This is a genomic window from Cupriavidus sp. 21MJTG02-4 (assembly GCF_057798975.1).
On the sequence record NZ_JBYOJP010000005.1, the window covers coordinates 322,357 to 341,408 of the forward strand.

Below are 19,052 nucleotides of genomic sequence, written 5' to 3' on the forward strand. Positions count from 1 at the left end.
AGCGCTGAACCCCATTCAAGATGAAGGAACCCATCATGTCAATCCGCGAACAGCTTGCCGGGACCAGCCCGGCAAACACGACCAACGGCCATGCCTCGATCCAGTTCACGATGGCAACGCCTGCCGGCGGCGCCGCGTCACCGGGCTACCACGCACTCAAGCGCGAAGTGCATGAAACCGTGTTGGACCGAGTGGAGCTGGAGCGCCTGGCGCGCTTTCCGCAAGACCAGGTCAAGCATGAGATCGCCACGCTGGTGAACCTGATCATCGACGAACAAAGGGTTCTGCTCAACGACAACGAACGGCGCCAGCTGACGGTCGAGATCTACGACGAGATGTTCGGCTTCGGCCCGCTGGAGCCACTGCTGAAGGACCCGACAGTCTCGGACATCCTGGTCAATACCGGACGTCAGACTTATGTCGAGCGGCGCGGCAAGCTGGAACTGACCACAGTGGTGTTCTATGACGATGCGCACCTGATGAAAGTCATCGAAAAGATCGTCTCGCGCGTGGGCCGCCGTATCGACGAGACCAGCCCGATGGTCGATGCGCGCCTGCCAGACGGTTCGCGCGTCAACGCCATCATTCCGCCTTCGGCCATCGATGGCCCCCTGCTTTCGATCCGTCGCTTTTCCGTCAATCCGCTCCAGGTTTCGGACCTGGTGGAACTGCGCAGCCTGACGCCGCCGATGGCGCAGATGCTGCAGGCACTGTCCAAGGCGAAAGTTAACGTGCTCGTATCGGGCGGCACCGGCAGCGGCAAGACCACGCTGCTGAACATCCTCTCGGGATTCATCCCCGAAGACGAGCGCGTGATCACCATCGAGGATGCGGCCGAACTGCAACTGCGCCAGCCCCATGTTCTGCGGCTGGAAACGCGCCCGCCCAATATCGAGGGCAAGGGCGAGATCACGCAGCGTGCGCTGGTGCGCAACGCACTGCGGATGCGCCCGGACCGGATCATCCTGGGCGAAGTGCGCGGCGGCGAGGCACTGGACATGCTCAACGCCATGAACACGGGCCATGAAGGCTCGCTGACCACCATCCACGCCAACACGCCGCGCGATGCCCTGACTCGCCTGGAGAACATGGTCAGCATGGCGGGCCTGACCATGCCGGCCAAGGCCATGCGCCAGCAGATCGCGTCGGCGATCACGGTGATCGTCCAGGCCGCGCGCCTGACCGATGGCCGGCGCAAGATCATCAGCATCTCGGAGATCACCGGCATGGAAGGCGACATCATCAACATGCAGGAGATCTTCACGTTCCAGCGCACTGGCGTCGACAAGGACGGCACCGTGCGCGGCCATTTCCGCGCCACGGGGGTGTACCCCAAGTTTGCCGAACGCCTGCGCGTATTCGGCGTGGGCCTGCCCGACGAAACCTACGATCCGGCCAAGCGCCATGAAGTCTGAGGCAGTCACGGAATCTCACAGCGATAACGCCATGCGGAGACAGTCATGAGCATGATCTTCTATGCCTTCGGCATTCTGTTGTTTGTGGCCGTGGTGCTCTGCGTCGAGGGCGTCTTCATCTGGTGGAACAGCACGCATGGTGCGGCGGCCAAGCGCATCGAGGCCCGATTGCGGGCGCTGTCCGCCGGGGGCCAGGTCGGTGCCGAACAGCTGTCGATCCTGAAGAAGCGGCTGCTCGCCGACTCGCCGCGCATGCAGAAATGGCTGATGAGCATGCCGCGTGTCGGGGCGCTCGACCGCTGGCTGGAGCAGTCCGGTAGCTCGTGGTCGGTGGCCCAGTTGCTGGGCTACTGCGCGACCGTGGCCCTATGCACCGTCGCGCTGATCCCGGTGGCGCCGGTGCCCATGCAGCTAATGCTGGTCGCCGCCTCGCTCGCTGCAATCCTGCCGATCCTTCATGTGTCGCGTCAGCGCGCCAAGCGGATCCAGCTACTGGAAGCCCAGTTGCCCGATGCCGTCGACATGATCGCCCGTGCCTTGCGCGCCGGTCATGCGTTCAGCGGCGCGCTTGGCATGGTCGGCCAGGAAATGAAGGCGCCGATCGGCCCTGAATTCCACACGACGTTCGAAGAAATCAACTACGGCGTGGCGCTCGATGAAGCTATGACCAACCTGGCCATACGGGTACCGGTCGGCGACCTGCGTTACTTCGTCATCGCGGTGTTGATCCAGCGCGAAAGCGGCGGCAACCTGGCGGAGATCCTCGACACCATTGGCAACATGGTGCGCGAGCGCCTGAAACTGTTCGCCAAGATCCGGGTGCTGTCCGCGGAAGGACGCATGTCTGCCTGGGTGCTCGGCCTGTTGCCCTTCGCGACCGCTGGAATGATCATGATCGTCAACCCGGGCTTCATGAAGGTGCTGTGGGAAGACCCGATCGGCCTGCAGCTGGTCGGGAGTGCGCTGGTGTCGATGACGCTCGGCGTACTGTGGATGCGCAAGATCATTCGCATCCGGGTCTGACGTACCGACCAGCGTAGGGGCAGGCATAACTCGAACCGCATAGTGCTTCGACACACAGGCACGGGCAGTCAGCCAGACGGGAGTCCATCATGCTAGGCATCATTCAGGGGTTTCAGTCCGATCAGCTTGTCGTGCTTGGGCTGATCTTCGTGGCAGCATTCGGCACGGTATTCGGCGTACTCTATGCCTTCGCGCCCAACCGCATGCGCGGCCGCGCCGAACAGCTCGCGGGCCAGGCGGCCCAGGCCGGCCAGCTGGCCGGCGACCCCGGAGGGCAGCAAACGTGGATCGACAAGGCCGCGCAGTGGGCACAGCCCGTCTCGCGCCTGTCGCTGCCAAAGGAGGGATGGGAAGGGTCGCAGCTGCGTGTGCGGTTCATGAACGCCGGCTGGCGTCGCGCAAGCGCGGCCCCGCTGTACTTTACCGCCAAGACGGTACTGGCTGTCGCGCTGCCAACCATCGGCCTGATTGCTGCCACCGGTGAACCGGCGCTGCAACAACAGCAGACCATGCTGGCCTTGCTGACGGTGCTTGCCGCCGTCGGCTACTATCTGCCGAATTTCGTCCTGGCGCGCAAGGTCGCCGAACGCCAGCGCACGGTCTTCGAAGAGTTTCCCGATGTGATCGATCTGCTGACCGTATGCGTGGAAGCCGGCCTCGGCCTGGATGCGGCACTGATGCGCGTGGCAGACGAACTGGCCCTGCGCTGCCCGGTCCTGGCCGATGAACTGCAACTGATGCTGCTCGAACTGCGCTCGGGCTTCTCCAAGGAGAAGGCACTGTCCAACCTCTCGCTGCGCACGGGTGTGGAAGACGTCGACAAGTTTGCATCCATGCTGATCCAGGCCGATCGCTTCGGCACCAGCCTGGGAGATTCGCTGCGCGTGCTGTCGGAAATGCTGCGCACCAAGCGCCGCCTGCGAGCGGAGGAAATGGCCGCCAAGATTGCGCTGAAGCTGCTGTTCCCGCTGATCTTCACGATCTTCCCTTCCTTGCTGCTGGTCGTGATGGGGCCGGCATTTATCCAGATCTATCGCGTTTTGCTGCCGACCATGGCCGGACAAGGCTGAGAGGCCTTCCGGGCAACCGGAAACGGTTCCCCCGGCTGTCTCCCGGTGCAACGCCGGCAAGACGGTCTTTGCCCGGACCTGGCTCCGGGCTTTTTCGCCTGTTGCGCGAGCCGCTGCGCAGCGTCGCCCCGAAGCCGGGGACTTGACCGGATCGCCGGCCTTCTTAAGAATTCAAGCACTGTCGCCCTGCCACGGCGCGGTCCGAACGAATTCGCCGGAGTCCCCATGAAACTACGTATCCTAAGCGACCTGCATATCGAGCACTCTATGCCGCAGACGGTGCCGGCCTGCGCGGCCGATATCGTGATTCTGGCCGGTGATATCGCCAATGGCCGCAACGGCATCGACTGGGCAGCGAACACGTTCGACCAGCCGGTGATCTACGTGCCGGGCAACCATGAGTACTACGAAGGAAATTTCGATACCGTCGACCGGTTGATGGCAGACGCTGCTGCCGCCTATCCCCGCGTGCATGTGCTCAATGGAGCGGTAATGGAATTCGGCACGGATGGCGAACGGGTACGCATTCTGGGCACGACCTGGTGGACCGACTACAACCTGTTCGGCACCGACCGGCGCGAGCAGTCGATGCAGGCGTGTTCGTCCGTGATGCTTGACCACCGCCTGATCGAGCTCGACGGCCGCGACGGGCACCTGCGGCACTTCCTGCCGGCAGACGCGCTGGCGCGGCACGACGCCGCCTCCGCGTGGCTCGCGGGGCAGCTGGCCCAGCCATTCGATGGCAAGACCGTGGTGGTAACCCACCACGGCCCCGACCTCGGCAGCCTGGATCCGCGCTATTCGCACGACCTGGTATCCGCCGGCTTCCTGTCGCGACGGCCTGATCTGGTGGCGCAGGCCGATCTGTGGATCCACGGCCATACGCATACCAGCTTTGATTATTACCTTGACGACTCGCGCGTGGTTTGCAATCCGCGTGGCTATGTCAGCCGGCGTACGGGAGAGTTGGAGAATACGAGATTTGATTGGTGCTACGTGGTGGAGCTTTGAGTGTTCATGGAGCGTGAACATCAACGCTCCCGTCGGTCCTGCGGGGATTTGATGTCGTCCAAATCATGTTGCGCCTGCCATAGACGCTCTGGTAATGGCTCAACTTCATCAAGGATCGCGTCATCCACCAACAATGGAGCTGAGCGCAATCCGCATATGTCGGAACAGGGTTCAAGCAAGAGCATCTTCGCACGCCGATGTCCTACGACGTGCAGACGGAGCTACTGTCAGGATCTTGCCCCATGATCTCCCGCGGAAGGTAAGTTACGAATCCTGGCACCGCCAGGCTCGAAAATCCGATCCAGGCAGCCGGAGATACTGGGGATATCGTCAATCCTTTCACTCTGATTGCGACGCCGGTGCAGGTAGCGGCGTCACAGCTTGCACTAATGCCGTTTGCATCGTACCAGTCGATGGCGACAGTCGATGAATCAAGACTGGGCACAATCGTCTGCATTTTGCTTAGCACCGACGCAGAACTCCGATCGCAGACAACTGCTTGCCTGGCGCCCCAGCGGGTAGCCTCAGCAACGGCATTCCATGTATAGAGGACGCGCCCGAACTCCAGGATCCCGAGCAGGACACTGAAGAATATGATCGCCACGAGGCCAAACTCGACCGCCGTCGCACCGCTCTGATATTTATTCATAGGATTGCCTCATGGTGACAGAGATGTCTCCAAAGGTTAACGATGCAATGCCCGTATTGCCTCCGGTATAGAAGCGCGTAAACGCCAATAGGTCCAGTATCGGACTGAACTTGTATCCCGTCACCGTCACTGTCACCGTGTTGATCAACGGAGCGCTCCCTACACTCTTGTTTGCTGCGCATACGGAGGCATCGCAGATCGCGACCATGCTCGTCGACAGTCCCGGAACAAGGGTCGTGGTCCCCGCTGACGGAACCCCATATATGACAAGATTCTGCGCGGTCGCCCATGCATTGGTATTGCCCGCGGATTGCGTGGTCAGATACCGTGCCGCGTCGCGCGTAGCCTTCGCCAGCGTGTTGTAGGTGTAGATGGCTCGGCCGAATTCCGTCACGGCGAAGGTGATCGCCAGCAGCAATGGCAGCGTAATGGCGAGTTCGATCAGAGCAACACCCTTTTGCCTCGTTTTCATTGTTCCCTCTACTGAACAAGAACCGGAACCAGCGGCCCCGTGGTGCCACCAGCCAGGCCATTGGCAAGGCAGGGACTCTTCGCGTTTCCTGCATTGCCCCGGTACTCGAGATAGGCAATCTTCGTATTCTTCGCCACTGGGTGCAGGATCAGCATGCAGGCAAAATCCTTGACCAGGCCGGTCGACGTGATGACGGGCACGATGACAAGGCGACGGTCCGAGCCATATTTCGCTAGATCCCCCTGTGAGCCGGACGACGCCACATCCTTATATCCACCTGGACCTATGTTTTCGTTGGTTATGGCATCTCCTTGCGCAAGGGTCGTTCCCTTGTCTGCATAGTTCGCATTTGCGCTTCGCTTTGTCTTGTAATTTTCGGCGGTGGGGCAGGTGGTGGATTTGCAAGTCGGATTCGGGCCGTCATAAGCGTTTGCCTGCGCTGGCCAGTTTGTCGATGTATATGCATAACCCGTATAGTCGGGCGGCATGGAGGCTATTTCCGTCGTGATCTTTTTGTAGATTCCGAGTCGGCTGTTCCAGATATCGTCGACCGTTGCCTGGTTTCCAGGCGTACCCAGTTGGTCCTTGACCTTGGAACCGCAGTAGCCGTTGAGCAATTCGTCGCGTGTGTCAGTCGCCTTATTACTACCATTTAAGTTGTACCAACCCATCTCGCCTGGCGAGGCCGTGCTGTTGTCATGACGCATGAGGACCCAATCCCCAGTGGAATAGCCGTAGTCGGGGCTGCTCGAGCCATTCTTCATGATCAAGCCGAGTGGAACTGCACAAGCACTCTGCGCGTGGGCACGCGTGGCCACGGCAACGGCAGCGACGGCATTGCTCGATGCACCGCCAACCAAACCGATCAGATAAGCCACAATGCCGCTGGTCGTGCGACCGCACTTCGCATAGCCCGCAGTGGCGGCGGAGGTCGTTGCCGTGAACGGGCTGAGCCTGTCGCTGAACGTGATATCGGCGGATGCAAGCGACACCGCAGATTTTTGATAGCGCACCTTGTTCGCATTGCCAGCGACCAAGCCCGCGCTGGTGGCACGTGTCAGCGCATCCGGAAGGCCATCGAGTTCCTGCGCCGCGGCCAATGCGCAACTATCCATGGCCGACTGCAGTTCCGTCTTGGCCACAAAAAGCCCGCCCAAGTCGATCACCAGCCCCGCCATGCCCAGCAGCACGGCAAGGGTCAGGCCCACAATCGGAAGAATGACCCCTCTTTCCTTCTTGTTGTCGTACCTGGACATATGGCTTCGCCCTTGGATATTCATGTGAGCACGATGGGGCGGATTGCGGGAACGGGTCCGAACGAGCATTGCCATCCGTCAGCGGCGCGAATGCGCATGCGCATGCGTGCAGACAACCCGTTAAATCTTCCCAAGCCCTACCGACGTACATGCATTCTTGGCGAGGCGTATGGCAATTGGTATCGATCCAATGGCGGAACGGGCCGACAGGCTGTCAGCCAGTAAGCGATCAAGAAATGAAACGCGGGAACCGGAAAGCAGGAGGCATTGCGGTCCCGAAGCTGTCCCGCAACCAGACCAGGCCGGGGCGACCGCCTCAATAGTGCCAGCGGATGCACTCGCGGTAGGGCTGCGGCGTATTGGCGCCCCCGCAGCTCCCGCCCGAACCACGCCGCGTGTTGCAGGTTTGATTCATACCTTTGGCGACAGGCACGGTCGCCAGCCATGCGCCGGCACAAGCAAAAACCCCCGCAAGCCTTCGCTTGCGGAGGTCTTTTCAGACAGCTTGCCGCCTCTCCCGGGCCGGCAGTCGGTCGGCGTGATTTACATCATGCCTTCCACCCTTCGGCGGCTCAGCAACGGCGCAGTCAGTGGTCAGCATCAGCGAAGCCACCGAAGCGGCGTTCTGCAGTGTGGTGCGGGTGACCTTGGTCGGGTCCAGCACGCCCATTTCCACCAGGTCGCCGTACTCGCCCGAAGCAGCGTTGTAGCCGTAGTTGCCCTTGCCTTCGATGACCTTGGCAACGACGACCGAAGCTTCTTCACCAGCGTTCAGCACGATCTGGCGCAGGGGCTCTTCCATGGCGCGCAGCACGGTTCGCCCGCGACACCAAAGTGTTCCCATAATCTACTTGATAACGCTTCTCATTTTCAATAGGATTTCAAAAAATTCAATGCTGCGCACAAGGAAGACGCCGCAAACAGCGCCCCCGACATCCAGCCACCAACTATGAAAGGTCTGACATGCCGGCTAAGGGTCGCCGTTTCAAAAGCGTTCGCAGTACTGCACCAGTCTGTCCAGTCATCGCCACCAGGCCGTTCGCGCCGTCGCAGGCGCTGATCGGGCTGTTGGCCACGGTCCATTTCCATACCGCGTGGGCACAGAGCGCATCCGCCGCCGACAGCCCTGTCGCGCCCGAGGCGCACACCCTGCCCCAGGTCACCGTCAGCGCCAGCAGCGACAAGGACGAGCCGCCTCCTCCCTATGCCGGCGGACAAGTCGCACGGGGCGGCCGGCTCGGCATGCTCGGGGACACCAGCGTCATGAAGGCGCCGTTCAACGTCACGAGCTATACGTCGGAGATGATCCGGAACCAGCAATCCGCCACGGTGGCGGATGCGCTGAGCAAGGACCCGTCCGTGCGCGCGACCGGGCTTTCCGGGGCCAATATCGACACCTTCTACATCCGCGGCTTTCCGATCGGCGAAGGCAATGCCGGCGAGATCGCCTTCAACGGGCTGTACGGGGTCGCGCCGACCTATCGCGTGTTCACCGACTACGCGGAGCGCATCGAGGTCCTGAAGGGACCGGCCGCGCTGCTGTACGGCATGTCGCCCAACAGCGGCGTGGGCGGTGTCATCAATATCGTGCCCAAGCGCGCCAACGAGGACCTGACCTCGTTCACCGCGAGCTATGCATCGGACTCGCAACTCGGCGGGCATCTCGATGTCGCGCGGCGCTTCGGCGAGGACAAGGAGTTCGGCATCCGCGTGAACGGCAGCTACTACCAGGGCGACACCACCGCCGACAACCAGTCGCGCAAGGCGCCGGTCGGCGCGGTCGCGCTCGACTACCGGGGCAAGCGCCTGCGTGCCTCGCTCGACGTGATTGCGCAGGAAGAGCGGATCGACGCCCCGGGGCGTCCCTTCATGGTCGCCAGCGGTGTTCCCGTGCCGCCGGCACCTGACGGGCGGCGCAATGTCACGCAGCCCTGGGAGTACTCCAAGAACCGCGAAGAGTCGGTTCTGTTCCATACCGAATACGAAATCACCGACGACCTGACCGCGTTCGCCAGCGCGGGCGGCGCGTGGAGCCGGGTCGACCGCGTGTTCGGCACCACGCCCGCCATCGTCAATACGCAGGGCGATACGCTCAGCACCCCCACGTACTACAAGTTCAAGGTCGATCGCTCGACCTTCGACGCGGGCCTGCGGGCACGCTTCGAGACCGGCCCGGTGCGCCACGCAGTCACCTTCCAGGCCAGCGCCTACTCCGACAGCCTCGATCGCGCCTTCACCAGCGGCACGCCGGTCTCTTCCAACATCTACAATCCCGTCACGCGACCCGCGCAGAATCTGCCGGCGCCAGCCCAGGTGCCCCGGCTGTCGGACAACGACCTGAGCGGACTGGCGCTCTCCGATACGCTGTCGTTCCTCGACGAGCGCGTCCTGCTGACGCTGGGCGCGCGCCAGCAGCGCGTCAAGTCGCGCAACTTCAACCAGACTACCGGCGCCGTGGCGGCGTCCTATGACGAGAGTGCGACCACGCCGATGGTCGGCCTCGTGGTGCAGCCTTCGCGCGGGTTCTCGGTCTACGCCAACTACATCCAGGGCCTGAGCAAGGGCGATATCGCGCCCCCCACCGCAAGCAATGCCGGCGAAACGTTTGCGCCCTACAAGGCCGGGCAATACGAGATCGGCACCAAGTTCGACTTCGGGCGCTTCACCACCACGCTCGCCGCGTTCCAGATTGCCAAGCCCGCCGGACAACTGGACGGCAATGTGTTCTCGATCAACGGCGAACAGCGCAACCGCGGCCTGGAGTTCAATGTCTTCGGCGAAGTGACGCCGCGCGTGCGTTTGCTGGGCGGCATTGCATGGATCGATGGCGAGATCACCAGGTCCGCCTCCGCCGCCGCGGTCGGCAAGACGGCCATCGGCGTGCCCGACGTGCAGGCCAACCTCGGCGCCGAGTGGGATCTGCCGTGGGTGGCTGGCCTCACGCTGACCGGCGCGGTGATCTATACGAGCAGCCAGTACGTGAACCAGGCCAACACCGCAAGCCTGCCGGCGTGGACCCGCTTCGACGTGGGTGCGCGCTATGCGACCAGGATCGGCGGCAAGGCAACCACGTTCCGCGCCAATATCCTCAATGTGTTCGATCGGGACTACTGGGCGGGCGTGACATCGTGGGGCGGATTCTCGCAGGCGGCACCGCGCACGGTGCTGCTCTCGGCAACGGTCGACTTCTGACCGTGCGCGGTCCGCAACCCGTTTCTGCCACGACTGCAAGAGCGATCCGCAAAAAACGAAAACCCCCGCAAGCTTTCACTCGCGGGGGTTTTCTCAGACAGCCTGCCCGTTAAGGCAGTCAGTCGGCACAAATTACATCATGCCTTCCATGCCGCCCATGCCGCCCATGCCGCCCGGCATTGCCGGAGCCGATTCTTCCTTCGGCGATTCGGCCACTGCGCAGTCCGTGGTCAGCATCAGCGAAGCCACCGAAGCGGCGTTCTGCAGTGCGGTGCGGGTGACCTTGGTCGGATCCAGCACGCCCATTTCCACCAGGTCGCCGTACTCGCCCGAAGCCGCGTTGTAGCCGTAGTTGCCCTTGCCTTCGATGACCTTGGCAACGACGACCGAAGCTTCTTCACCAGCGTTCAGCACGATCTGGCGCAGCGGCTCTTCCATGGCGCGCAGCACGATCTTGATACCGGCGTTCTGGTCCGGGTTTTCACCGGTCAGGGCCGAGATCGCAGCGCGGGCGCGCAGCAGGGCCACACCGCCGCCGGGGACGATGCCTTCTTCCACTGCTGCGCGGGTAGCGTGCAGGGCGTCTTCGACGCGGGCCTTCTTTTCCTTCATTTCGACTTCGGTGGCAGCGCCAACCTTGATCACGGCAACACCGCCGGCCAGCTTGGCCACGCGCTCTTGCAGCTTCTCACGGTCGTAGTCCGAGGTCGCTTCTTCGATCTGGGCGCGGATCTGCTTCACGCGGCCTTCGATCGCACCAGCGTCGCCGGCACCGTCGATGATGATGGTGTTTTCCTTGCCGATCTCGATGCGCTTGGCTTGGCCCAGGTCGTTCAGGGTCGCCTTTTCCAGCGTCAGGCCGATTTCTTCGGCGATGACGGTGCCGCCGGTCAGGATGGCGATGTCTTCCAGCATGGCCTTGCGGCGGTCGCCGAAGCCCGGAGCCTTGACGGCGGCGGTCTTCAGGATGCCACGGATGTTGTTCACCACCAGGGTCGCCAGGGCTTCGCCTTCGACGTCTTCAGCGATGATCAGCAGCGGGCGGCCAGCCTTGGCCACTTGCTCCAGCACCGGCAGCAGGTCGCGGATGTTCGAAACCTTCTTGTCGAACAGCAGCACGAACGGGCTGTCCAGCTGGACAACCTGCTTTTCCGGGTTGTTGATGAAGTACGGCGACAGGTAGCCGCGGTCGAACTGCATGCCTTCCACGACTTCCAGCTCGTCGGCCAGCGACTTGCCGTCTTCGACGGTGATCACGCCTTCCTTGCCGACCTTGTCCATGGCTTCGGCAATGCGCTCACCGATCGAGGTGTCGCTGTTGGCCGAGATCGCGCCAACCTGGGCGATTTCCTTGCTGGTGGTGGTCGGCTTGCTGACCTTCTTCAGCTCTTCCACGGCGGCGGCGACAGCCTTGTCGATGCCGCGCTTCAGGTCCATCGGGTTCATGCCGGCGGCGACGAACTTCATGCCTTCGCGCACGATCGACTGGGCCAGAACGGTAGCGGTGGTGGTACCGTCACCGGCGTTGTCGCTGGTCTTGGAAGCCACTTCCTTGACCATCTGGGCGCCCATGTTCTGCAGCTTGTCCTTCAGCTCGATTTCCTTGGCCACGGACACGCCGTCCTTGGTCACGGTCGGGCCGCCGAAGCTGCGCTCCAGCACCACGTTGCGGCCCTTCGGACCCAGCGTAACCTTCACTGCGTTGGCGAGGATGTTCACGCCTTCGACCATCTTGGCACGGGCGGCGTCGCCAAATACTACGTCTTTTGCTGCCATGTTCTGATTCTCCTAATTCGGTACGGTGCTAGTCGTCAACAAGTAATTACTTGTTCACCACGGCCATGATGTCTTCTTCGCGCATGACCAGCAGTTCCTGGCCATCGACCTTCACGCCCTGGCCGGCATACTTGCCGAACAGCACACGGTCACCCACCTTGACGTCCAGGGCAATGTTGTTGCCCTTGTCATCCTTCTTGCCCGGGCCGATGGCCAGCACTTCGCCTTGATCCGGCTTCTCGGCGGCGTTGTCGGGAATCACGATACCGGACGCGGTCTTGGTTTCGTTGTCCAGACGCTTCACGATCACACGGTCGTGCAAAGGACGCAGATTCATACGGGACTCCTAGATACAAAAGTGAGTTTTGATTCACAAGCGAGCCGCGATCAGGTTCGACGGCCGCGGAATTTCGGGTACCGCAGGAGGCTGTTAGCACTCACCCCCAGCGAGTGCTAATTATAGGGACGGGGTATGGCCATTTCAAGACAGGGAGTTGATGCGGGTTTTCCCTTGGTCCCGGCGCGACGCTGGTGCCGGGCGCCTGCTGCCTTCCTGTGCACGTCGCGCAAGTCCTCGTCGACGATGCGCAAGTCCACCAGCGGCCCTGGCGCCGCGTCAGATCACCGAACCACCGTTCGGGCTGACGACCTGCCCCACCAGGTAATGCTCGTCGCTGGCCAGGTGCAGCACCGTGGCGGCGTATTCCCCGGGCGTGCCGAAGCGTCCGGACGGACAGCCTTGCCACAGGCGGTTGCGGCCGTTCTCGCCGATGTGCGTCAGGTAGGCATTGAAGTCAGGCGTTGCCACGCCGCCGGGCGCCATCACATTGACGAAGATGTTGGCCCCCGCGACTTCCATGGCCACCGAACGGCTGAACGCGATGACGGCGCCCTTGGTGGCGCTGTAGTGCGGGCTGTGCGCACTCTTCGCCGAAGTGCCGGCGACCGAGGCGATGTTGACGATGCGTCCGTAGCGCTGCGGCTGCATCAGCCTGAGTGCCTCGCGCGTGCAGAAGAACACGCCATGCACGTTGACGCCCCAGTAGCGCATCCATTCCGCGTCGGTGATCTCGCTGGTGAACTGCAGCGTGTCGCGCGGCACGGGCGTCTGCATGTATGCGTAGAACTTGTTGCGGCGTTCCGTATCCACCGGCCGGTTCGGCACCAGTGCCGCATTGTTGACGAGCACGTGCACTGTGCCGAAGCGCTCCGCGGCGGCCGCGAACATGCCGGCCACCTGCTCGCTGGACGATACGTCGCAGCGGATCGGCAGGCAGTCACCGCCCACGGCCCTGACTGCGTCGCCGGCATCCGCCAGGGCGGCTTCGCTGACGTCGCAGAGCACCACCCGGGCACCCTCGCGCGCCAAAGTAACGGCAATCGCCTTGCCGAGTCCGGGGCCGACGCCCGTCACGAGCGCGACCTTGTCTTTCATTCGCATTTCAAACATCCGCGTGATGACGGGAAAGTCCCGTCGGGTTTCGATGGGATCAGGCCTCGTGGCACGGCCCGGCAGTCTCGTGACGGCGCAGTGCGCCCGCGGATACGGCCAGCAGCAGCGCGGCGGCACCGATCAGCAGCAGCACGGCCAGCAGGTCGAACGCCAGGTACAGGTTGCCAGTGCGCGTCTTGATCGTGCCGACGAGGACCGGGCTGAGCAGTGCCGCAACGCCGCCCAGGCTGCTGATGAAGGCGATGCCCGCGGGCGCCTGGACGGCGTCCAGGTAAGCCGGAGGAATGGTCCAGAACACCGGCAGCGCGGCGAGGCAGGCCGCCGCGCCGATGGTCATGCACAGCACCGATGGGACCATCGCGCCACGGGTCAATCCCATTGCCACAAAGCCGGCAGCCGCCACGAACATCGCACCGGCAACGTGCCAGCGCCGCTCCAGGCGCCGATCCGAACTGCGTGCGAGGAAGAACATCGCGCCAAGACCCAGGACATAGGGCAAGCTAGAGATCCAGCCGATGCGAGTGACCTGCGTTTCGCCGAATTCCTGGATCAGCGTTGGCATCCAGTAGGCAATGGTGTTCGTGCAGGCATAGATGGACAGGAACGCCAGGCCGATCACGTAGACGCGCGGATCCTTCAGCAGCGCCTTCAGACCGCCGTGCCGCGCTTCCTGCGAAGCGGCGAGGTCCGTCTTCAGCCACGCCTTCTCCTGCGCGCTGAGCCAGCGCACCTGGCCGGGACCATCAGGCAGCCAGCGGTACGCGACCAGGCCAAGCAGCATGGCGGGGATTCCTTCCACCACGAACAGCACCTGCCAGTCCCGCAGCCCCAACCAACCGTCGAGATGGGTCATGATCGCGCCGGCCAGCGGACCGCTGATCATGCCGGACAGGGTGCCCGACATCAGGAAGAGCGACGTGATCCTGCCCCGGCGGCTCGCCGGAAACCAGTAGGTCAGGTAGAGGATGACCCCGGGAAAGAACCCGGCCTCCGCGACGCCCAGCAGGAACCGCGCGACGTAGAGTGCCTGCGGCGAGCCGACCTGGCTGGTGGCCACGGTCGCCAGCCCCCACAGCAGCATGATGCGGGTGATCGTCAGCCGCGCACCGATCTTCTGCATGTACAGGTTGCTCGGCACCTCGAACAGGATGTAGCCGGCAAAGAACGCTGCGGCACCCATGCCGTAAGCCGCATCGCCGAGACCGAGATCGCTCGCCATATGCAGCTTGGCAAACGAGATGTTGATGCGGTCGATGGTGTTCAGGACGTAGGCAAGGAACAGGAACGGGAGCAGCCGCCACATGATCTTGCGATACATCGCGCCCGTGGCGTCGGCGTCCCCGTTCAGGGTTGCAGACGACGACAATTTGGCCATGGATTCCACAGCAATCTCCATCTATGGCTGGTAATTCAGGCACTGGCTCGCGCCGCGAGCCGCGGCTGCTCAGCGCGCGCTGTCGGATGCCTGGCAGGCTTCTTCGAGCATCGGCAGGGCCAGCTCGCAGGATTCGATGCCTTGCAGGCTGACGATCTTCAGCACGGCCAGGATCTGCTCGCGCGTGGCGCCGAGCCTGAGCGCGGCCTCGATATGCCGCTGCGTGCCGTGCCCGTACAGGTGCGTGATGGCGGCATCGCCGGCAATGCAGAGGAACTCGATCCACAGCGGCGGCAGGATGTTGTCCTTCCAGAGGCCGAAACCCATTGCGAGGAATTTCTCGAGGTACTGCGGATCCCAGCGGTACAGCGTTTCCCACAGCGGGTTGAACATGCCGTTCGCGCGCACGGCGTCGCACACCGGGGTCGGCCCCGCCTGCACGGGCTCGTCGGGAATGCCCGCGCGCGCCAGTTCCTCGGCCAGCGCCGGTACGCCGACGGCGCAGGCGTGAATGCCGACGACGCTCGCCAGCTTGAAGACTTCGAGGATCTCCGCGCGCGTGGCGCCGAGCCTGACCGCTTCGCGCACATGGCGCGCGACGCCCGGCTTGTACAGGTGCGTGGCCGTGACATCGATATTCAGGCGGATCAGCGCGACCAGCTTCGGATCGAGCACGCCTTCGGCATCGGCTTCGCGGGCCAGCGCGACCCAACTCGCGATCCACCTGGGGTCCCACGCAGTGAGGGGGTCCAGTTCGCAGCCGAGCACGCCCGTGTCGCGCAGCGCCTTGTAGTGGGCAAAAAGATTCTGTTGCATGATTTCAGGTACGTTATGTGACTCAGATGACCGCGCCGCCGTTAGGACTGATCACCTGGCCGACAAGATAGTGGTCGCCGGCGAGATACGTGACCAGCGACGCGTATTCCTCCACGAACTCGCGCACTGGCCTGCCGGCCTTACACCGTGCCCGGCACCGTGAAGCCACGCTGGCCCGGTTTGCGGTTGGGCGCCATGCCGAGCTGGCGAATGGTCTCGTCGGCGCTGTCGTACCACTCGTCGATCTTGTAGACGCGGCGGGCATCCTTGCCGTTGGCGACGTCGCGGCCCAGTTCGCGCGCGAGGCGCACCATCTGCTCGACCTGCTGCACCGAGGTCATGCGCTCGCCCTTCCTGCCCCACAGGTTGTCCTCGATGCCGACGCGCACATGCAGGCCGAGGGCGATTGCCATGGCGTTCATCGGCAGCACGGCACGCATCGCGCTTTCGATGGTCAGCACGGCGCCGTCCGGCGTGCGGCGCGCGAACTCGATCATGTCGGCCGGGTGCAGGCCGGCGGCGCCGCCGCCGATGGCCACGTAGTTCAGGATCAGCGGGCCGCGGTACAGGCCCTTGCGGATCAGCCGCTCCACGGTTTCCAGTTGCGCCACGTGGCCGAGCATGAAATGCGGCTGGATGCCGGCTTTGGTCAGGCGCTCCAGATGCTCGATGAAGAACGAAGGCTTGGCATCCGACACCATCTCGCTGTAGGCCTTGAAGTACTCCGGCCGCTCGAGGATCGTGCCCTTGACGTCATCTTCCGTCAGCATCTCGCAGATGTTCATCTGGCTGGTGTTGATGGCGATCGTCACCTGGTCCGGCTTGGGGTCCAGGTCGGCCAGCATGTGGCGGGTGTCGTAGTCCAGCCATTGCGCCGCCTTCCCTTCGTCTTCCGGCGCGAACGAGATCGAGCCGCCAACTTGCAGCACCATGTCGGGCACGGCCTCCCGCAGGCGAGCCAGCATGTCGTTGAACATGGACATGCGCTTCGAGCCCTTGCCGTCCGATTCACGCACGTGCACGTGCAGTACCGTTGCACCGGCGTTGTAGCAGTCGACGGCCTTCTGGATCTGGTCGTCCATGCTGACCGGAATATCGTCCGAGTCAGAGGGAAGGAACTGCGGACCATAGGGCGCCACCTGGATCACCAGCTTTTCCTGGTTTTCGGGGAGCAGGCTGTCGTCGAGAAAATGCATCGTTGTCTCCGGAATGAGCAGGCCCACTGCCATGGGGCCGGTGACTGTATTCTGGACGTCGCCTCTCCCATTCGTTTATCCTGCTGTCACACTCTCAATCACGGTTGTCACACTCGGTGAAAACCCTGAACGTATGAAGCACGAGACCCAGTCGGTTCCCATCGGTACGCTTGCGCGCGTGGTCGAAGCGCTGGAGGCGCTCGGCACACCGGCATGGCCGATCCTGGCGCGCCATGGCGTGACGCCGGTTGCGCTGGCCGAGCCCATGGCGCCGGTGGCGCTGTCGGTGTGCGCCCGGATCCTTGCCGATGCGGCCGAAGCGGCCGCGTGTCCGCATCTCGGCATCCTCGTCGGCGCTCGCGCCAATATGGAAAACGCCGGGCCGTTGCGCCTGCTGCTGTTGTCGTCGCGCACGCTGCGTGATGCGGCGGACGGCATTCTGCGTTACGGCCGCATCTGGTACCGCGGCGTCGACACCTCGCTCACCACGGCCGATGGCTTTGCCTCGTTCTCGGTCGAGATCGCCGGTGCATATGCCGGGCGCGACGACCTGGTCAGCGCTTACCTGGCGGCCAATGTGCACATGTTCCGCATGCTGCTGGGCAAGTCGTGGGCACCTGCAGCCGTGCACCTGTCGCGCCCGCCGCCGCCGCGCCTGGGACCATACACGGCACACTTCGGCACGCATGTCCGCTTCGGCCAGCCCCGGGACGAGTTCCTCTTTCCCGCGGACACACTCGACGCGCACTGCGGCGTGGCGGACAAGGGACTGGAGTCTTCCGTGGTCCGTTATCTCGGCGAGCTGGAGTCCCATGTGCAGCCGGATTTCCTCGGGCAAGTCCGGCAGGCGATCCGCGACCTGATGCTGCTGGGCGAATGCACGGCGCCGCGGCTGGCCTCGCTGTTCGCCGTCCATCGCTTCACGCTGCACCGGCACCTGCAGGACTACGGCACCTCCTTCGCCATGCTGCTGGATGAAGAACGCGACGCGCTGGCGCAGCGGCTGCTGAGCAGCACGGACATGCCGCTCGGGGATATCGCCCGCGTGCTGGGGTTCAAGTCGCAGGCGGGATTCAGCAAGGCGTTCATGCGATGGCACGGTGCGGCGCCCGGCACGATGCGAAGCGGACAGCAGCGACGGCGCCCCAGACTGACGGTGCGTCGCGGCTGATACCCGGCATCGGGCGGCATATGGCAGATCCGGCTGGCATGAGCATTCGCTTATGCTTCCGAAACGAAATTTCATTAGTCTCGGGGCAGGCGCGGCGGGCAGAATTTTCCCACCTACACGCCCCAACATAGCCGCGTATCCGTGGAAGCGGCATGTGCCTACAGGAGACTTCATGACAGTTTCAAAAGCCTGCCGCGCCGCATGCAAGCTCGTGGCGCTGGCCGCCGCCGCGCTCGCGGCCGGCTCTGCCCTGGCCCGGGATCCCTGGCCCTCGCGGCCCATCCGCATGGTCGTGCCGAGCCCCGGCGGCAGCGGCCCCGACGTGCTGGCCCGCGTATTCGCGGAACAGATTTCGCAGTCGCTGAAGCAGCCCGTGGTCGTGGACAACAAGCCTGGCGCGAACGGCCAGGTGGCGCTCGACTCCGTCGTGCGCGCCCAGCCAGACGGCTATACCGTGCTGCTGGCGAGCGCCTCGGCCACCGTGATGAACCAGGCCATGCGGCCGGGGTTGCCCTACAACGTCGTGAACGACCTGGTCGCGGTCGCACAGATCGGCGCCGGCGGCGTTCTGCTGGTGGTGACGCCGGATTTCCCCGCGAAGAACGTGAAAGAGTTTGTCAGCGTCATCAAATCGAACCCCGGCAAGTACGTATACGGCACCTGGGGCATCGGGTCGGGCGGGCATCTGGCGATGGCGCAGCTCCACACCCTGGCTGGTGTCGAGCTGACGCACGTGCCCTACAAGGGCGTCTCGCCCATCCTGACCGACATGCAGGGCGGCGTGATCAAGGTTGCCTTTGCCGATATCACGACGCCCGTACCACTGGTCAAGAGCGGCAAGCTGCGCGCGCTGGGCGTCACCGGCAAGCGCCGTGCGCCGGCTTTCCCCGATGTGCCGACCATGGCCGAGCAGGGATACCCGATGACCAACGAAGGCTGGTATGGACTCTTCGTGCCGAAAGGCACGCCGAACGACATCGTCGTGACGCTGAACAAGGAGATCAACAAGGCCCTGCGCTCTCCTGCGCTGTCGGCCCGTTTCCAGCAGCTGAACATGATGCCGGACCCGCCGCTGACCACGCCGGATGAATTCGCACGGACGGTGCGCAACGACTACGTGACCTGGACCAATGTCGTGAAGGTCAACGACATCAAGCCCGACTAGACCGCCTCCGGA

The 19,052-nt window shown here is 63.5% G+C and carries 16 protein-coding genes and 1 pseudogene; 7 read left to right on the forward strand and 10 right to left on the reverse strand.

The genetic code is table 11. The features are described 5' to 3' along the window. Positions 1–35: 35 nt before the first annotated feature. From AC3FKH_RS13160 to AC3FKH_RS13175, 4 genes are all read left to right on the forward strand, one after another. The gene (locus tag AC3FKH_RS13160) at positions 36–1,415 is read left to right on the forward strand and encodes a TadA family conjugal transfer-associated ATPase (RefSeq protein ID WP_488676096.1); all 1,380 of its coding nucleotides are present in this window, start codon (positions 36–38) and stop codon (positions 1,413–1,415) included. Between the two features lie 45 nt (positions 1,416–1,460). Continuing rightward, positions 1,461–2,438, forward strand: coding sequence for a type II secretion system F family protein (locus AC3FKH_RS13165; protein ID WP_488676098.1), 978 nt, complete (start codon positions 1,461–1,463; stop codon positions 2,436–2,438). Between the two features lie 89 nt (positions 2,439–2,527). Further along, the gene (locus AC3FKH_RS13170; RefSeq protein ID WP_488676100.1) at positions 2,528–3,508 is read left to right on the forward strand and encodes a type II secretion system F family protein; all 981 of its coding nucleotides are present in this window, start codon (positions 2,528–2,530) and stop codon (positions 3,506–3,508) included. 225 nt (positions 3,509–3,733) lie between these two features. After that, complete coding sequence (locus tag AC3FKH_RS13175) at positions 3,734–4,519, forward strand: metallophosphoesterase (RefSeq protein WP_488676102.1); 786 nt, start codon at positions 3,734–3,736, stop codon at positions 4,517–4,519. A 202-nt stretch (positions 4,520–4,721) separates the two neighbouring features. Here the strand turns inward: AC3FKH_RS13175 and AC3FKH_RS13180 are convergent, their stop codons facing one another. The 4 genes and pseudogenes from AC3FKH_RS13180 to AC3FKH_RS13195 all read right to left on the reverse strand — a co-directional run. After that, a complete protein-coding gene (locus AC3FKH_RS13180; protein WP_488676104.1) occupies positions 4,722–5,168 on the reverse strand; it encodes a TadE/TadG family type IV pilus assembly protein in 447 nt (148 codons plus the stop codon). Beyond that, positions 5,161–5,640 (reverse strand): TadE/TadG family type IV pilus assembly protein, encoded by a 480-nt coding sequence (locus AC3FKH_RS13185; protein WP_488676106.1) that lies wholly within the window; start codon positions 5,638–5,640, stop codon positions 5,161–5,163. The genes AC3FKH_RS13180 and AC3FKH_RS13185 overlap by 8 nt, the downstream gene beginning before the upstream one ends. Before the next feature lie 8 nt (positions 5,641–5,648). Next, complete coding sequence (locus AC3FKH_RS13190) at positions 5,649–6,896, reverse strand: TadE/TadG family type IV pilus assembly protein (RefSeq protein WP_488676107.1); 1,248 nt, start codon at positions 6,894–6,896, stop codon at positions 5,649–5,651. Between the two features lie 496 nt (positions 6,897–7,392). Next, positions 7,393–7,716: pseudogene (locus tag AC3FKH_RS13195) on the reverse strand (TCP-1/cpn60 chaperonin family protein); the annotation flags it as partial. 143 nt (positions 7,717–7,859) lie between these two features. Between AC3FKH_RS13195 and AC3FKH_RS13200 the strand changes: the two are divergent. Beyond that, positions 7,860–10,088: a TonB-dependent receptor gene (locus AC3FKH_RS13200; RefSeq protein WP_488676109.1), complete on the forward strand. Its 2,229-nt coding sequence runs from the start codon at positions 7,860–7,862 to the stop codon at positions 10,086–10,088. Positions 10,089–10,220: 132 nt separating this feature from the next. Here AC3FKH_RS13200 and groL read toward each other — a convergent pair whose 3' ends face one another. From groL to AC3FKH_RS13230, 6 genes are all read right to left on the reverse strand, one after another. Continuing rightward, positions 10,221–11,864 carry a chaperonin GroEL gene (gene groL, locus AC3FKH_RS13205; protein ID WP_018312523.1) on the reverse strand — a complete coding sequence of 548 codons (1,644 nt, stop codon included), beginning with the start codon at positions 11,862–11,864 and terminating at the stop codon, positions 10,221–10,223. Between the two features lie 46 nt (positions 11,865–11,910). After that, positions 11,911–12,201 carry a co-chaperone GroES gene (gene groES / locus AC3FKH_RS13210; RefSeq protein ID WP_008644494.1) on the reverse strand — a complete coding sequence of 97 codons (291 nt, stop codon included), beginning with the start codon at positions 12,199–12,201 and terminating at the stop codon, positions 11,911–11,913. 279 nt (positions 12,202–12,480) lie between these two features. Further along, positions 12,481–13,299 carry an SDR family NAD(P)-dependent oxidoreductase gene (locus AC3FKH_RS13215; protein WP_488676112.1) on the reverse strand — a complete coding sequence of 273 codons (819 nt, stop codon included), beginning with the start codon at positions 13,297–13,299 and terminating at the stop codon, positions 12,481–12,483. Between the two features lie 55 nt (positions 13,300–13,354). After that, a complete protein-coding gene (locus AC3FKH_RS13220; RefSeq protein WP_488676113.1) occupies positions 13,355–14,692 on the reverse strand; it encodes an MFS transporter in 1,338 nt (445 codons plus the stop codon). 69 nt (positions 14,693–14,761) lie between these two features. Beyond that, positions 14,762–15,508 (reverse strand): carboxymuconolactone decarboxylase family protein, encoded by a 747-nt coding sequence (locus AC3FKH_RS13225; protein ID WP_488676115.1) that lies wholly within the window; start codon positions 15,506–15,508, stop codon positions 14,762–14,764. Positions 15,509–15,648: 140 nt separating this feature from the next. Continuing rightward, a complete protein-coding gene (locus tag AC3FKH_RS13230) occupies positions 15,649–16,704 on the reverse strand; it encodes a beta-keto acid cleavage family enzyme (protein WP_488676117.1) in 1,056 nt (351 codons plus the stop codon). 133 nt (positions 16,705–16,837) lie between these two features. On the opposite strand from AC3FKH_RS13230, the gene AC3FKH_RS13235 reads away from it, so the two are divergent. Both AC3FKH_RS13235 and AC3FKH_RS13240 read left to right on the forward strand, forming a co-directional pair. Further along, the gene (locus AC3FKH_RS13235; protein WP_488676119.1) at positions 16,838–17,875 is read left to right on the forward strand and encodes an AraC family transcriptional regulator; all 1,038 of its coding nucleotides are present in this window, start codon (positions 16,838–16,840) and stop codon (positions 17,873–17,875) included. A 172-nt stretch (positions 17,876–18,047) separates the two neighbouring features. After that, positions 18,048–19,040, forward strand: a complete 993-nt coding sequence (locus AC3FKH_RS13240) for a Bug family tripartite tricarboxylate transporter substrate binding protein (RefSeq protein ID WP_488676121.1) — start codon at positions 18,048–18,050, stop codon at positions 19,038–19,040. The last annotated feature ends 12 nt before the right edge of the window (positions 19,041–19,052 follow it).

Excerpts from the sequence above, each read along its gene's own strand:
- AC3FKH_RS13185 (WP_488676106.1), bottom strand. The coding sequence starts at position 5,640 with ATGAAAACGAGGCAAAAGGGTGTTGCTCTGATCGAACTCGCCATTACG.
- AC3FKH_RS13180 (WP_488676104.1), bottom strand. The coding sequence starts at position 5,168 with ATGAATAAATATCAGAGCGGTGCGACGGCGGTCGAGTTTGGCCTCGTG.
- AC3FKH_RS13235 (WP_488676119.1), top strand. The coding sequence starts at position 16,838 with ATGAAGCACGAGACCCAGTCGGTTCCCATCGGTACGCTTGCGCGCGTG.
- AC3FKH_RS13230 (WP_488676117.1), bottom strand. The coding sequence starts at position 16,704 with ATGCATTTTCTCGACGACAGCCTGCTCCCCGAAAACCAGGAAAAGCTG.
- AC3FKH_RS13220 (WP_488676113.1), bottom strand. The coding sequence starts at position 14,692 with ATGGCCAAATTGTCGTCGTCTGCAACCCTGAACGGGGACGCCGACGCC.
- AC3FKH_RS13200 (WP_488676109.1), top strand. The coding sequence starts at position 7,860 with ATGCCGGCTAAGGGTCGCCGTTTCAAAAGCGTTCGCAGTACTGCACCA.
- AC3FKH_RS13160 (WP_488676096.1), top strand. The coding sequence starts at position 36 with ATGTCAATCCGCGAACAGCTTGCCGGGACCAGCCCGGCAAACACGACC.
- groES (WP_008644494.1), bottom strand. The coding sequence starts at position 12,201 with ATGAATCTGCGTCCTTTGCACGACCGTGTGATCGTGAAGCGTCTGGAC.
- AC3FKH_RS13240 (WP_488676121.1), top strand. The coding sequence starts at position 18,048 with ATGACAGTTTCAAAAGCCTGCCGCGCCGCATGCAAGCTCGTGGCGCTG.
- AC3FKH_RS13225 (WP_488676115.1), bottom strand. The coding sequence starts at position 15,508 with ATGCAACAGAATCTTTTTGCCCACTACAAGGCGCTGCGCGACACGGGC.
- AC3FKH_RS13175 (WP_488676102.1), top strand. The coding sequence starts at position 3,734 with ATGAAACTACGTATCCTAAGCGACCTGCATATCGAGCACTCTATGCCG.
- groL (WP_018312523.1), bottom strand. The coding sequence starts at position 11,864 with ATGGCAGCAAAAGACGTAGTATTTGGCGACGCCGCCCGTGCCAAGATG.
- AC3FKH_RS13165 (WP_488676098.1), top strand. The coding sequence starts at position 1,461 with ATGAGCATGATCTTCTATGCCTTCGGCATTCTGTTGTTTGTGGCCGTG.
- AC3FKH_RS13170 (WP_488676100.1), top strand. The coding sequence starts at position 2,528 with ATGCTAGGCATCATTCAGGGGTTTCAGTCCGATCAGCTTGTCGTGCTT.
- AC3FKH_RS13215 (WP_488676112.1), bottom strand. The coding sequence starts at position 13,299 with ATGAAAGACAAGGTCGCGCTCGTGACGGGCGTCGGCCCCGGACTCGGC.
- AC3FKH_RS13190 (WP_488676107.1), bottom strand. The coding sequence starts at position 6,896 with ATGTCCAGGTACGACAACAAGAAGGAAAGAGGGGTCATTCTTCCGATT.